Source organism: Listeria monocytogenes (genome assembly GCF_041765605.1).
In the GTDB taxonomy this organism is placed as follows: domain Bacteria; phylum Bacillota; class Bacilli; order Lactobacillales; family Listeriaceae; genus Listeria; species Listeria monocytogenes_D.
This window is the reverse complement of the sequence record NZ_CP168900.1, coordinates 93789-107642: the sequence shown is the minus strand read 5'-3', so window position 1 is coordinate 107642 and position 13854 is coordinate 93789. Positions and strand designations below refer to the sequence as shown.

The 13854-nt window shown below is 42.7% G+C and carries 19 protein-coding genes; all 19 read right to left on the bottom strand.

Annotated features, from left to right (window positions below; translation table 11 throughout):
• Position 1 precedes the first annotated feature (1 nt).
• The gene (locus AB2Q86_RS00580) at positions 2-928 is read right to left on the bottom strand and encodes an N-acetylmuramoyl-L-alanine amidase family protein (RefSeq protein WP_012582158.1); all 927 of its coding nucleotides are present in this window, start codon (positions 926-928) and stop codon (positions 2-4) included.
• A 2-nt stretch (positions 929-930) separates the two neighbouring features.
• Positions 931-1164 (bottom strand): hypothetical protein, encoded by a 234-nt coding sequence (locus AB2Q86_RS00575; RefSeq protein WP_012582159.1) that lies wholly within the window; start codon positions 1162-1164, stop codon positions 931-933.
• Complete coding sequence (locus AB2Q86_RS00570; protein WP_014588983.1) at positions 1164-1418, bottom strand: phage holin; 255 nt, start codon at positions 1416-1418, stop codon at positions 1164-1166. Before AB2Q86_RS00570 ends, AB2Q86_RS00575 begins: the two co-directional genes overlap by 1 nt.
• A 9-nt stretch (positions 1419-1427) precedes the next feature.
• Positions 1428-1838: a hypothetical protein gene (locus AB2Q86_RS00565; protein ID WP_003768869.1), complete on the bottom strand. Its 411-nt coding sequence runs from the start codon at positions 1836-1838 to the stop codon at positions 1428-1430.
• A 1-nt stretch (position 1839) separates the two neighbouring features.
• On the bottom strand, positions 1840-2061 hold the full coding sequence (locus AB2Q86_RS00560) for a hypothetical protein (protein ID WP_014588982.1): 222 nt from the start codon (positions 2059-2061) through the stop codon (positions 1840-1842).
• 29 nt (positions 2062-2090) lie between these two features.
• Positions 2091-2252 carry a hypothetical protein gene (locus AB2Q86_RS00555; RefSeq protein WP_012582161.1) on the bottom strand — a complete coding sequence of 54 codons (162 nt, stop codon included), beginning with the start codon at positions 2250-2252 and terminating at the stop codon, positions 2091-2093.
• Positions 2249-2548, bottom strand: a complete 300-nt coding sequence (locus tag AB2Q86_RS00550; RefSeq protein ID WP_003768842.1) for a hypothetical protein — start codon at positions 2546-2548, stop codon at positions 2249-2251. Before AB2Q86_RS00550 ends, AB2Q86_RS00555 begins: the two co-directional genes overlap by 4 nt.
• Positions 2548-3318 carry a hypothetical protein gene (locus AB2Q86_RS00545; protein ID WP_012582162.1) on the bottom strand — a complete coding sequence of 257 codons (771 nt, stop codon included), beginning with the start codon at positions 3316-3318 and terminating at the stop codon, positions 2548-2550. Before AB2Q86_RS00545 ends, AB2Q86_RS00550 begins: the two co-directional genes overlap by 1 nt.
• A gap of 2 nt (positions 3319-3320) precedes the next feature.
• Positions 3321-4220 (bottom strand): aspartate-semialdehyde dehydrogenase, encoded by a 900-nt coding sequence (locus AB2Q86_RS00540; RefSeq protein ID WP_231846848.1) that lies wholly within the window; start codon positions 4218-4220, stop codon positions 3321-3323.
• A gap of 125 nt (positions 4221-4345) precedes the next feature.
• Positions 4346-5254 carry a hypothetical protein gene (locus AB2Q86_RS00535; protein ID WP_012582164.1) on the bottom strand — a complete coding sequence of 303 codons (909 nt, stop codon included), beginning with the start codon at positions 5252-5254 and terminating at the stop codon, positions 4346-4348.
• The gene (locus tag AB2Q86_RS00530; RefSeq protein ID WP_012582165.1) at positions 5251-9645 is read right to left on the bottom strand and encodes a phage tail tape measure protein; all 4395 of its coding nucleotides are present in this window, start codon (positions 9643-9645) and stop codon (positions 5251-5253) included. Before AB2Q86_RS00530 ends, AB2Q86_RS00535 begins: the two co-directional genes overlap by 4 nt.
• 179 nt (positions 9646-9824) lie before the next feature.
• Positions 9825-10196: a hypothetical protein gene (locus tag AB2Q86_RS00525; protein ID WP_012582166.1), complete on the bottom strand. Its 372-nt coding sequence runs from the start codon at positions 10194-10196 to the stop codon at positions 9825-9827.
• A 62-nt stretch (positions 10197-10258) separates the two neighbouring features.
• Positions 10259-10510: a plasmid partitioning protein gene (locus AB2Q86_RS00520; protein WP_012582167.1), complete on the bottom strand. Its 252-nt coding sequence runs from the start codon at positions 10508-10510 to the stop codon at positions 10259-10261.
• 10 nt (positions 10511-10520) lie between these two features.
• Positions 10521-11108 carry a hypothetical protein gene (locus tag AB2Q86_RS00515; protein WP_012582168.1) on the bottom strand — a complete coding sequence of 196 codons (588 nt, stop codon included), beginning with the start codon at positions 11106-11108 and terminating at the stop codon, positions 10521-10523.
• 15 nt (positions 11109-11123) lie between these two features.
• Positions 11124-11549: a hypothetical protein gene (locus AB2Q86_RS00510; RefSeq protein ID WP_012582169.1), complete on the bottom strand. Its 426-nt coding sequence runs from the start codon at positions 11547-11549 to the stop codon at positions 11124-11126.
• Positions 11536-11937, bottom strand: coding sequence for a hypothetical protein (locus tag AB2Q86_RS00505; protein ID WP_041176475.1), 402 nt, complete (start codon positions 11935-11937; stop codon positions 11536-11538). Before AB2Q86_RS00505 ends, AB2Q86_RS00510 begins: the two co-directional genes overlap by 14 nt.
• A 1-nt stretch (position 11938) precedes the next feature.
• The gene (locus tag AB2Q86_RS00500; RefSeq protein ID WP_014588981.1) at positions 11939-12277 is read right to left on the bottom strand and encodes a hypothetical protein; all 339 of its coding nucleotides are present in this window, start codon (positions 12275-12277) and stop codon (positions 11939-11941) included.
• Positions 12255-12560 (bottom strand): hypothetical protein, encoded by a 306-nt coding sequence (locus tag AB2Q86_RS00495; protein ID WP_231846856.1) that lies wholly within the window; start codon positions 12558-12560, stop codon positions 12255-12257. The genes AB2Q86_RS00500 and AB2Q86_RS00495 overlap by 23 nt, the downstream gene beginning before the upstream one ends.
• A 128-nt stretch (positions 12561-12688) precedes the next feature.
• Entirely contained in the window at positions 12689-13834 is a 1146-nt protein-coding gene (locus AB2Q86_RS00490; RefSeq protein WP_012582171.1) for a phage major capsid protein, read from the bottom strand.
• Between the last annotated feature and the right edge of the window lie 20 nt (positions 13835-13854).

Below are 13854 nucleotides of genomic sequence, written 5' to 3'. Positions count from 1 at the left end.
TTTATTTTAAGAAATAATTAGCTGTGTAGTACCATCCATCTTTCGTATACCACAACTCCAAATAGCCCTTTCTATTATCGTACCATGACAGTTTTGTGTAAGGTGCGTACCACTTAATTTTCCCCGAATTCAGCCGTGTATTATCCCAAACCGGAATCCGTAAATCTTTCGCGGATTTAATCTTAACAGGTATACGACCTTTCGCATCTTTCTTGCCGTTGCTAACACAAAAACTTTTATAGATATAGCATAATTTATCGTTGACATAGGCTTTATACCAGTATTTGTTATGCTCATAAACAAGTATCGCTGTCCCTGCCTTGTACATACGAACTGGACTTGATTTAAAGTCCGTTTTGGATAGCATAGGTACACTATCCACTACTGCCCCAGAATGCCGGTTTGGATTTTTAGATGTAATACGCTTATATTCATCTATAATCGCTTGTTGTAGCGCTGGCCAGCGTTTTTCGGCTAAAACTCGATGCGGGCAATACTTCCCAGACCAGTCTTGATGTTTTTTAATGGTATCCTTCGTAGCTGCAATTCCTTGCTGTACGCATAGCCCTGCAATATACTTGATTGCATTTTGCTCTGATTTTGTATATTTGGAACCTCCAGATTTGCTGTAACAAATCTCTACACCGATGGTATTCCTGTTTCCATATCCATTTCCACCATCACCACAGTGCCAGGCGTTACGGTCGAATGGCACAACTTGAATGGCTTCTTTATCATCTACTGCAACATGAAAGCTAACTTCGTTATTGTTGTTTTTACAGTAATCTGTCTCATTTTGTGCTGTAGCATCATTGTACGTATTGTGTACAGTAATTTTTTTTGCATCCATACGGTTCGGCGCTTTGATGCCATATTTTGAGCTAGAGACTAGATTTTGCCTAAAAAGTACCCCGTTAACTGTAGCCATTCTTACTCCACCCCTTCGATTTCATTTTCTCGGAATCCCTGAGTTATTCTTTCGCTATCAATATAAAAAGAGACAAAGAATAAATCTTTATCTCCTTCACCTCGAACTGTCTTTGTAATTATTCCTTTGTAATTACTTTTATCAATGATGTTTTTAGCTGTTTCATCTAGCTGTTTATCATTCTTTACGCTATTTGTATCAACCATTTTTACTTTCTGTCCTTTGCTAAATTTCATTATTCCTCATCCTTTCTATTTTGAACTAGCTCGCTATCACTTGCGCCAGGGGTGGTTGGGTCATTAACTACACCTAGGACACCTAGCAGCAAGAACACTGAATTTACAAAATCTAATGCTTGTTTGTTAATCGTATCCGCAGGAATTGTCACACCAAACCAGCCGAGCAATTGCTGCGCAAGGACTAACACCAGCGGAATAACTGATACCCAGAAAACTTTAGACTTTACTCGTACTTTCCAATTAATTTTCATCATCATACCTCACAATCTTTTTATGAAATTTTGAACTAACCCCAATGCCACAATCGTAGCAAAACCAACTAATACGCCTGGCAGGATGTTAGGGAAGTCGAATAAAAACACGACTGCAAAAAACACTGTTATCAGTGCTGCAAGTATCAGCCCTAACATACGCATAACAAGTCCTAACCGTATTCGATAATGAGCTTGTAGCAACGTTCCTACTCCTACAAGAAGGGTCATCGCTAAGAAAATAAAAGCCCACACATTTTCTGGAATGAAGTGTGCGAGCAGTTCGTATGATTCCGACACCTGATTATCAAATAGAGAAGGGTTATAAAGAAGCGCGACAACCTCATAAGCCCCAAAAACCGTTACACCTGACTCTATCACTGCAATTCCTTTGAATTCTACTGTTTGTTTAAATGGCATATCAAAACCCCCTCGTTATCAAGAAAGTTAGTATGCCTACGAGCAGAGATGCCAGAGCCCCTGTAATAACATTCAAACTCATTTTTCTATCCTTTTCGCGCTCTTTTACAAAGCTGTCTAGCTCTGCTGATAATGAGGCCTTATCCTCAGATAGCTGTTTTACTTCTTTTTTTAGGGCTTCGAACTCCCAGCGTTGTATTGGTTCTAACATGTCCTTTGGCATTCTAACACCTTCTTCTCTTAAAAATAACGCTATTCTGCGCTTTCAACCTCTTGCTGCTCTGCTTGTGCTGTGTAGTACTCGTCAAGACGCGCTTGTACTTTCGCACGAATCGAATTGGGTACATCGTTTATCGTTCTGTCTGAGTTTTCATCAAGAATGGCGTCAACAAATAAATTAACTAATGCACTCACTCTAGTTCACCTCCTAGACCGTCGACAATAATAGCTAGGTCTAGGATGCTGTCTCGTAATTCGATATTTTGCATTTTGAGCTTATCTATTTCAGTTAATGTGCTAGCTTCGTACTCTTTAATAATCTGCTGTCTGCGTTGTTCGTCGACTTTCGCCTTACCATTTTCAACTCGTACAAAATCTAGCTTGTTGAAGTCATCCTCGCTTGCTTCGATTTTTAAAAACCCTTCTTGCTTCTCCGATGACCAAACCGTGATAAACCCATCTGCATTTAAAAGAACATAGTATTGTTTCATTAACCCACCCCCCATATTTCTCTTAAGCACTTAGTTCTAAAATTTACGCCGTCAAGGACGCGTACGTTGTTCGAACTCCCCTGAACTTGCGTAAGGCTGATGTACGCATACTTATACATAACCTTAGTAGTATCTTCGACCATGATGGGAATTGAGTGCCCCGCGCTTTGATGTGCCGCAATAAAAGGAACTGGTACAGGGTAAACCAGCCAACCCCAATCGTCTGCACCTGTTCCTGGCGTATAATGAGAGAATACAAGGTACAGCATCTGATAGTCATTTGTTTTCAAATTTGGATAACTGAATTTGTGACCTTCATCAAGATAACTCCCGCCGCTCCAGAAACAGTCGGCTCGGTTCATTTTCTTAACCACGTCTGCTAGGCCTCTGCCCTCGTTCAATACGCCTATTCCCTTTTGAAAAATCGGTACATGTTTATTAACAGCCCCTACCATGGTCGTTTCCTCAAGCAAGGTAACTGCTTTAATCATGCAAGTATAGGCATCTGTAATCGTCTGATAGCTTGTTTCGACAACAATATACTTCGCAGTGGTGAGGTCAAACACTTCGTCTGATAACACTCGTACACATAGTCCCCCTACAAATATCACAGAATCGGCCTTCACTGTGTAGCTGTTTGTAGTCCCGACTTGTGTGATAGAGCCAAAGAAGCCATTACGAGAAGTTCCAACGAAGGCCCCCAGCTCCGCCCGTGTGTCAGCAGCCTCGATATACGCATCATTTGTATAGTTGAATGTTTTAATCGCCATACCTATTTATAACCTCCTTCTTTTAAATCTTTTAGTTTTGCAGTGAGTGAGCCTTTTTTGATACCTGTCTCTAGCTCGTAGCGCGGCGATAGAATTCCTTTATCGATGTTGATTGTATAGGCTGAAACTAAATCATCTACTAAAGCGCCGTCTTGCATTCTAAAGCTCACATAGTCGCCAATATCATACTCTTGACCAAGCTGAGCAACATTGTTCTTAAGCGTATAGAACTTTACTGTGTACTCAAACTGTAGCTCTTTTTGCTTTGCTACTGTCCGTTGAACTAGCTCAGCATGTGTAATGTTCTCCCGGATATCATAGACAAAACAGCTCGCATAATCGGTGCTTGCCTTATTATCTATGAAGTGATAATCCCGATTGTTATCCTCACCTGAGCCAAGACCGAGTATCTGATTATAAGCTTCTTTCGTATTCCTAATTACCTCGCCCTGCGTGTGCGTGATATCCGTTAGTAAAACGACCTCTCGGCGCTTGTCTCGCAGATATTTGCCCTTCAGTAATAGTCTTCTGTTAGATACAATAAAAAGCTGGTAAGTGATATCGTTAGAAACACAATTCGAACGATGAAACCCGAAGGCAGTTTGCATACGCGGCGAGAGGGAAAAGGTAGTCCTATCTTCGTCTACCTGTGCAATGATGTTTGCAGCGGGAAAAGCTAGTTGTATTGTGTTTTTTAGAATGGCAAAAGAGCCCCCCGTGTATACAGCAGAACTTACTAGGCTTCGTTTAAGCAAATAATTCATCTGTACTCTATCAAGTATTAGCCGGAGGTCAAAACCTGAATAGGTAAAAACTCCGCTGCTCTCTTGAGACTGCTTCACTACTCCAGAAAATATAGGCTCTTTCCCATCGAGAACAGTGATGAAGTCATCTGTTTGCACGTTACTCGACCTAGTTTTGATTTCAAATGACTGCCAGTCCCACACATGTACCGTAAAAGAGCCTCCTGTTATGCTGATAATATCTTTCTGATTCAACAATTTATCGAACACTAGACACGTGAGCATTATGCACTCACCCACGTTTCATATATATCTACCTCAACGGAGCCCCGAAGATTCTGACTGTCTACGCTAATCGCGTATGGAACTCCAGGCATAAGGTCAAAAAAAGGTGGGTCCGCTGCAAACAAATCAAAATTGGCTATCGAGTTAACTCCGTTTTTTCGAACGAACATATCAAAGTTATCAATGATGAGTGTTTCTCCCTGATTAACATTGCCGTCGTACTTGATGCGCTTTTGAAATCTTGATGTAGTATCCTTTATAGTTAGCGTGAAAGCTGAGACCTCGCCGTGTATTCTTATAATGAGCTTTGCAAAATGATTTCCACCTATGTTTGTGATTGTTCCAGAACCGGCCTTGTAAGTCTGACCATGGGTCCAAGGATGTGAGTAGGGGTGCTTGTGAGCCTCGTCTGAACCTTCAAGGTTTATAGTTACCTTCTTGGCCTTTGCAGAAACCCACATTTTTGAAATTCGATCAAAAGACACTTTAACTTTTAGCTCATCTCCGTCCTCTTCAATTTCGCCGAAGTTAAAGGACTTAATTAAAGCTCTTGAGAACATTTCTATACCAGATGCGTTTTTATAAATAAGTGTTCCATATGCATCTGCGCCCTGCTGCCGCATCAGCTGGTCATAGTTTAAAATCCTCGTTAATTCACGTTGGTTCTCATAGATGTTTCTATTGTCCCCGAAAATGCTTAAAAGGCTTAGCTCTCCTGTGAAATCGGCTGTCGCTAGTCTCGTGTTTGCAACGTAGACATGGTCTGAGTAATTACTTTCTTCTACAGTGTTGTCATATGCAAATCCCATGCCCTCGATGTTGTACAGAAATTGCTGATAGGGCATGGAAAAATCAGCAATTTCCCCAGCGCTATTTCTATATGATATTGTCCTATAAGCTGTCGTCAATATTTGTCACCTAGCCTTTCATCAATCGCGTCAACTAGTTTGTTAATATCCGCTTCTTCGCGTATAGTTAAGCCATTCAACTGAAACTGGATATAGTTCTGCGTTGCATTGAAGCTCGTCGCCAGCTCTTGCATCTTCTGCTGATATGACATGGCTGGCGAGCCATTTACGGCATCGATGGCACCTTCGGCCATGCTAGCTGCGGCTGCGGCCGCGCTATCTGCATTCTTATCAATCCCGAGCGCGTACCCATCTACAAAATCGCCACCTTTAGGAACCAGCTTCTTGGCCGGCGAGGCGGATTTCTGTGCTTTTTTTACTGCTGATATCGCGTTGCTCACCATATTAGCTGCGGCTTTTGCAGCTTCACCCGCTACAGAGTTAATACCAGAGGCAAACCCGTCCGCAAAGTTTTTACCTTCCTGCTTAACTGAAACGGAACCTGCACCCGACTTCGCACTATTAGCTACGCCCTTGCCCGCGTTTTTGGCTGCTGGTTTTTTACTGTTAGCTCCATCAACGAAGGACTCCGCATTATCCTTACCTTCTTTAGACAAATCCTGCTTACTACCTTTTTTCTGTAGTTCGCGTAGCCCTGCTAAAAATTGATTAACATTGACTTTACCATTTTGGAAGCCATTGACCAGTCCATCAATATTCGTTTTACCTACTCCAGCTATATCTACTTTTGTGTCTGTTTTAATTTTTGATTTTAACCCAGTCAGGTAATTGTTAACGCCCGGGAGTCCGAGGTCCATACCTGCTTTTAGGGTAGCGATATCGTCCTTACCGATTTTTGTCAGGTCTTTGTCGTAGATTTTATCGAGTTGCGCTTTGTACTTTCCTTCAAGCTCATTCAGCGTAATGCTTCCTGTATCCAGCCCATTTCGTAAAGTAGTGATGTTATCTTGCCCTACTTTAGATAAATCGTCGCTGTATATATTCAGCATAGATGCACCGAATTTTTCTTTCAGCTGGTCCAGTGTAATAGCACCAGCTGATAGCCCCTCGCGTAAGGTGTCCATGTCCTTTTTACCAACATCAGACAAATCCTTCGCGGTGATAGACTCCAGTTTGCTAGAAAAGAAGTATTGCAGCATAGGTAGTGCCTCTTCACCGCCAGCCTGTATCGCTTTAAAAAACTCTTTAGCGGTCTTGTTTCCATTTTTACCCAAATCAATTTTAGTATTTGATTCAAGGTCAAGACCCCATTTTTTAGCGGTGGCTGGGATATCTGCATTCTTCTCATTAAGCCCCTTAATGAACTTCTCGCTTAACGTTGTTGCATGTGTTGCAATTTTATTACCGGAAGCATCTACAGAGTCAACCATGCCTTGCGTATCAAGCTCAACTTGTTTCTTTGCTTGCTCAGCACTCATGCCAGCTTCCATGTAAAACTTAACAAGGTTATCTTTAAACTCTTTTAGGCTGCCCTCAGCCTCTTTGTTATTGTCAGTTAAGCTTTCAATGTAAGCCTCATTTTTTGCTTTAATCTCTTCTTGCATAGCCGCTTTATCTATATAGGTCTTTTTCTCCTGTGACCAATATTTGATAGTGCCGTCTGCCTGCTGCACTTGAAGCTGACTTAATTTTGTACCAGACTCGAGTATTACATCGCCCGTATTTTTGACGGACTCCGCAAGACTTTTATTTGTACCGGCAAATACCTTTTGCGCTTTATAGCTATTCTCAGCAAGTAGCTTACTGTTGCTCGCTGTTAATTGATTGTAGCTTTCCTGACTGATGTTCCCATCTGCTAGCGCTTTTTTCAAGTCTGTGTTAGTTTTCTTATAATACTTTTCTGCCTCTTTAGTTGAGGCATCTCTTGCTTTTTTAGCAGTCTCTAGCTGTTTATCGTAAGAGGATTTTGATATAGTGTCCTGGTTAGCACTCGCAGCCTTGGCTATTTTCTCCTGGTCCTCAACTGATTTAGAGAAGACTTTGAGCTGCTCATCTAGTATCAGTGTAGCCTCACTATAGCGTTTTTGGTCAGCCGCGGTCATTTGTGCCAGATTACCACTGTACTTGTCCTTTAGAGCTGATACAGTGTCCATTGCGCCCTTGATTTTGTTGATGTTTTTATCAATAGAATCATTGACCTCTTTAGTCGCCTTCTCTGCTGATTTCTTACCTACCTCACCTGTGCCTTTCGTGATGGTATCAATCTCGGTCGTTAATCTGCTACGATATGTTTCAAGCGCCGTTATAGCCTTGCTGGCCATTCCTGAGTAGGCCTCGACTACCTCATTGGACATCTGCTTTGCATTTTCGACTGTAGCTGTCTTCATCAGCGCCATGTTAGTGTGCGCGGTGTCTTTCATTTTTACAAAAGACTCACCTGCTTTTTGAGTCCCTTTCGAAACGCCTTCACCGTAGAGAACAGCGTTGTCGATTGACTTAGTGACTTCTTCGTCGTGTTTTTTACGTGCAGATGTAACAGCGACTAGCGCCCCACCCACGGCCAAAATCCCTAGTCCTACACCTGCGATAGTTGCACTGATAGGATTGAGCGTCATCATTAAAAGTCCGATTCCCGCAGTAACTGGCCCAATGGCTGCGGCTGTTGCTGCAAGTCCGATGATTAGCTTTTTAGTCTCATCATCTAGCCCTTTAAACCATGAGGCAAATTCTTTTGCAGCGCCTGCGATTTCTGTCATTACTGGTGCAAGTGCTGTACCTATATCTGCGATGGCATCTTGCAGTGCACGCATGGCCACTTCCAATTGATGATTACTTTCTGCGGATGTATTGAGCTTATCTAGCGCGCCCTTTGTATCCATTAAGCCTGTTTGAGCGTCTGTCATAGCGTACACGGCTTTATTGCCTAAATCCTCGAACTTTGTACCAAACAAAGCGGTACCGAGCTGCGTCGCCTTCTGCTGGTCATCCATGCCCTTCAAGTCCTTGCCAATTGCCTTGAACATTTCCGCAGCAGAAACTTTACCTTTTTGATATTCTTTGAACATTTTTTTGGTCGAGCCAGACATCTCTGCCATGGCTTCTGTAGTTGATTTAGAGCCATCTTGAATGCGTATACCGAATTCTTTCACCAGGTCGTTGACATAGTCTAAGTTATACGCACCCTCTTGCGTCCCTGCGTCAAGAATTGCGAACATTTCATCTATAGAAAATCCGGCTTGACTGAACAGAGGGGCATACTCTGAGATGTTATCAAACAACTCATCAGAAAAGTTAAGGCCATTTTGTGCACCCCAAGCAAGTTTCTGAAAAGCTTCCTCTGATGATATTTTGAAATTTTTCATCAGACCATCGCCGCCGCGGACAACCTCGTTGACGTCTGCATCGAATGTTGCGGCTAAGTTCATAGCAGTTACTGTTGCTTGCTCTAGCTCTTTGCCATCCAAGTCTCTCATTTTCAACTTAACTCTTGTGAGAGCGTCTGTTACCTCTTCTAGTGATTCACCATATCCGTTAGAGTAGATTGTCCGAGCAGTAGCTGAAAGCTCCGCAGTCTGGGCTTCTGTCGCACCTAATGCGCCTGTGATTTTACTTTGTGAGTCCGCTACATTCTCAGCAGCTTGTATAGAAGCTGCGCCAATGGCAAGGACGGGGACGGTGATGCCAGCTGACATCCCTGCCCCAGCTTTAGAGATGTTCTCTCCCGCTGCTTTTGTCTTTACACCAAAAACACCCAAATCTTTATTAGTCTTATCTAGCTCATTACCAAAATTTGCATAAGCGGTCTTGGCCGATAAAAGCTCCTTTTCCAGCGCTTCAACTTCCTGCGAGTTCTTTCCATATTCTCTTTTAGCTAGCTCTAGCTGCTGCTCTAAGTTTTTCACTTGATTCGCAGTGTTCCCCATCTGCTTTCCTAGAACCATCTGAGAAGCTTTCAGTTTGTCCGTTTCCTTCGCACCATCACCCATTGTGGCTATTTGTAGCTCCAGTTCCTGGTCAAGTCGTTCATTTGAGCGTGAAAGCCTATCCTGCTCGCTCTCAAGTTTTGAAAGTTCTTGTCTTCGCTTCGCTGATGAGCTATTGGCTTCATTTTCAGACTTAGCTAACAACTCTATCTTTCGTGCTGTATCTATTGATTGATTAGCAAGACGTTGCTCTGCTATTTGTAAATCCAGCAGTTTCTTCTCTAGATTTTGCGCCTCTTTGGAATTGTCTCCAAAAATCTTTTTAGCCTCATCAAGATGCTGCCCTGTTGTCTCTATCTTCTTGCCTGTGAGCTCTTGCTCTTTCGCAAGTTTACTCATTTGGCTCTCTAGCTTATCTGATGCAGAACCCGTTTCTTTAAGTTGCTCTTGCTCTAATCGAAACTCTTTATTTAGTTTCGCAGTATCCGCATTCATCTGTTTCATGGCAGCATTGTATTGCTGGTTATCAACCTTAAATTTTATTTTCTTTTCGTTGTCTCTAGCCATCTACTTTGCCGCCTCCTTCTGCACATGTTGTTTCCACGCGTCTACTGCGATTTTATTTTTCACATATCTGTTTAATTGAAAAAATGGACGATTCCAAAATACCTCTTCACTAATCCCAAAAAAATCAACATAATAGCTGTATAAGTCCTCTACAGTCCCAAATGTGACTTTTGGGAAAGCTACTTCCCCGCACTGCCTGCTGACTTAGGAATTTTTTTCATAAGTGAGTCAGCAAATCCGCTGAATGTTTCAACATCCTGCTTTGTGATTACTGCACCTATGCAGTATGTTAACTGGATGTAATCTATCTGATAAGAGCGGATAAACTCCTCGTAACTCAAGTATTCTACTTTATTTGCTTCTCGATATGCTGCATACAATGTGTTAAGTTTAAGTCGCAGTGGTAAATCTGCCTCTGCTGTAGCATTCACTATCTTATCTAAAAAGTCCTTGTCTACAATGCCCTCATCCTGCAAGTCCATAAATGTTGCTGCTGTAAGCTGTGTATCTATATCAACCATTCCGTGATTTTTCAATTCAATTTGAGCCATACAATTTAGCCTCCATTTCCAAGTAAAAAAAAGAGCCCATTTCTAGGCTCTTTTTGTTGTTATTATTCTGCTGCAATAACAGCTGTTTTCTGACTTACTTCTTCTGTTACTTCGCTTTCCTTGTTGTATTTTGAGACAGCTGAAACCTTAGCGCTGTATACCGTTTCTGGTGATAAATTAGTACTTACAAATGTGGTATCGGTTGTCTCTTCTTGTGTTAGTGCTCCCCCTAAATAGACTCTGTAAAAAGAGGCCCCTTCGACTGAGTCCCACGCCCACGTGATGGAGTCATCCGTAAACGCCGAAACTCTCAAATTCTGGGGCTTAACTGGGAAATGTATAGTCTTCTTTGACCATATCTGGGCTAAAGTCAGTGTGCCATTTCTCTTTCACTTTCTCATCTGTAACCTCACTTGCTAATGCGTCGTATCGAAGGTTACCGCTTGAGTCACGCATTGCTTTGATTGGGATTTCAATTTCTGCAACTTCCTCTGAGCCGTTTTCTAAGCTCCACTTAATGCCACCAGTTACAGATACATTCGGAAATGCAAGTAAATGAGGCTCTCCGTACATGTCGCGCTCCTCTGCTGTTAAAGCAAAGTTTGCTGTTTTAGAGTTTGAGCCATACGCCCAGATGCCTTCTTGTAATCCTTGTGTGGTTAGACCGTAAAGCTCTCGAGCGACGGACAGGAGGATATGTCCCGTAAGTGTTCCCTCCATCATTTCCGGTTTACTGACCTCTTCCACGGGAACCCCTTCCGCTTTTCGTGCTACGGTTTTAATCGATGCCTCCCCTTCAAATTTGGAAAACTCTCCGAAGAGAACGCCTTTTCCTAGTTTGCCCTCCTTATCCACTTTCAGCCAGTGCACATTGGAAAAATCGTAAGCAAAATATTCTTTTTTAACTACCATATTTATATTTCCTCCTCAAAATTCTATTGCCCTGTCCAGGGCTTCGTTTAATGCTTCTAGTATGCGAGGTGTTCTATCTGTCATCCCCTCATTAAAGAAGTGTTGTGCGATGAGATTAGATGAGCCTCGCCCTTCGTCAGGGAAGGCTAAATACCCAAAAGAGCCTTTTTTGCTTGAGGCTCCACCTTTCGCCACTATTTCAAAACCTAAATTTTCCATCCTTTTGATTAGCGGGTTAGAGAATTTTGCATGACTTTTCTCTCTTACCTTTTTAGCCCCTCCTTGACTGACAGGCATACGTCTTATGATGCCCTCAATCGCAAGTGGTGCACCTTCTTTTTCAAGAGACTGGTTTATTGCTTTCTCAACGTCACCAGGGGAATCAGCTATTTTTTTCAGTAACTGCTCTAGGTCGCTGGCATCAAGCTCAAACCTTACCATTTACATCGCTCTCCTGTTTAGAGTATAAACGCGGTCTTGTTACAGTAATTTGCATTACTGTGTATTCTTCTTTGGTATCCTTATACAGCAGTGTATCCTCAGTAGAATCCCTAAAATTAAGACCCATCCTCACAAGCACGTCAATTATATCCTCTAAATCTGCTGCGGTTTCAGAAGTGGAAGGCGAGACATAAGAAACTACTACCCTCTCAATATAGGAAGCCGGGCTACTGCCCTTTTCTATGCCCTCTCGACTAAAAGATATAAAATGGTATTTACTATTCTGTATCTCCTCCGTTGTTGGCCAGCCCCTAAAAACAGGTATCTCTCCCGAGGCTAAGGTGTCGTATATGAAATTATCATCAATACCGGCTGGGTTAAAAGGCATGTTATTCGCCACCTTTCTGTAGATACCAAAAGAGCTTCGTTTTCCCAGCATCCCAGTCTAAGCTTACGACGTCATACTGCTCACCCTCAAGGACTACTTGACCTGGTTTTTGTTTTGAAAAACCGGGCTCGTAGGGGGTCTTGACCTTTAAATCAATAGAAATATTGTCGCCCTCGGCTAGCGCATAATCTGAGGAGCGGGCTTCCATAAAGGCGAAGTAAAGCCTGCCAGCCTCAGAAAACACTTTCCCTACAGCCTTCCCCTTAATTCGCTTTGTTTCTACGCTTCCATACGCAAGCAATCCGTCGTTGAATACATCAGTTCTCGCTTGAGTAGTCATTCACAGCACCGCCTTTTAGTCCTTGCTTAAGCTGGAACCTTAGCAATTCCGAGCGATAGTCAGACTCAAATAACGAACCCACACCGTTGCGCTCATATCGTACGCGGTTTTTCAGTAAACGCGTAGCACTGCCAGGTTTGCTGAAATCAATAGAGCCACCTGCAATGTCTCGCAGGTCCTCTTTTGCTTCTTCGATTTGCTCATCGAGCGCGGGGTCATTCCAAGTGATTGCACACCCGCGCTTAACATATTCTTTTAAATCAAATTCACTCAATATCAGCACCTTCAATCAGCGATAGTAATTCCGCCTTAGTCGCTTTTGCATTGTAAGTGATTCCTAGATTATCAAGAATTGCTTTGAGCTCATTGTTCGTCATTTCTGCGTAACCCGTACTTCGAACTGGTACGGGCTCAGCTGGGTGTATCTAACTCTTTAATCAGGGTTAACAGTGGCTTTAGGTTCTCAATGTCAAATACCAGGAAGGAAACATTATCTTTTGGACGGCCATTGGCCAGCTGGCGAGCCGCGAAAACGATTTGGTCTTCAAGGAAGCGATATTCTTTAGAAGATTCGATTTTCCCGGTTGTACCAATCCCCATAAAGTAGTCAGTTGGGACCCCTACGATTAACTTGTTCTGTGCAACATAACGCGATTGGATATTTTGTGCATTGATAGGTAACGTCTGCACATACTGCGCAGCGGATGTCATTGTCGTAATCGCTCCGAAGAACTTAGACCAGTATGTCAATGGGTTAAGCACGAAAATGATATCCGAAACCGCTCTTTTACCGTCTAGTGTAAGAGGCGCCATAATCTCTTCCCCTAGCGTTTGTGGCAGTAAATCGTTAAGGACCTTCGCCTCTTTTACTGGGTATTCTCCTCCAACGACTGCCCCATCGAGGTCCCGGTCCATGCCGATTGGCATATCTTTACCTGTACCTGTTACGATAGCTTTTTCAAGACCAATAGCTAGAGATTCGGATAGCAATGTCACAATAAACTTATCAATCCAAACTGGTCCAAGCTCTAACGTGGAGTTATACAATGGGATAAACGCAGTAAGTTTTGTCTGGCCAATCTCAATCTTTTGAAAGCCATTGCTGAGTTCCTTTGTAATGGCATCTGTTACATCAGACCATAAAGCGCCTTCTGCATCGGCTTTACGATATAACCAACGGGTAATCCCGGTGGTATTGACAAAATCAATTGCCGCTAGCAATGGATGTTGCTCTTCCAGGTTTTCAAAGATGCGGTCATATACAGTAACTGGGATTACCACATCCAGATTATCTAATCCTTTATTTTCGATAATGGTGTTATAGAAATCTCGCTCTTGTGTATTTAGCACAGTGAGCCCTCGTTGTGCCATCACCTGGTCGTCTGTAAGTCCCGCACGTGCTGCTTTTTCTGCTTCCGCTACTAATTGCGCCTGGAACCCTTCTGACCACTCTGAGATAGCTGCTGCTTGGACTTTAGGGTCTTCTGATGTCATTGCTTTGTCAAGAACGGCTTGAAGCTGTTCCTTTCCCATTTTTACTTTGTCTGGGTTTTTCATATTTTAACTTCCTCCTCAAA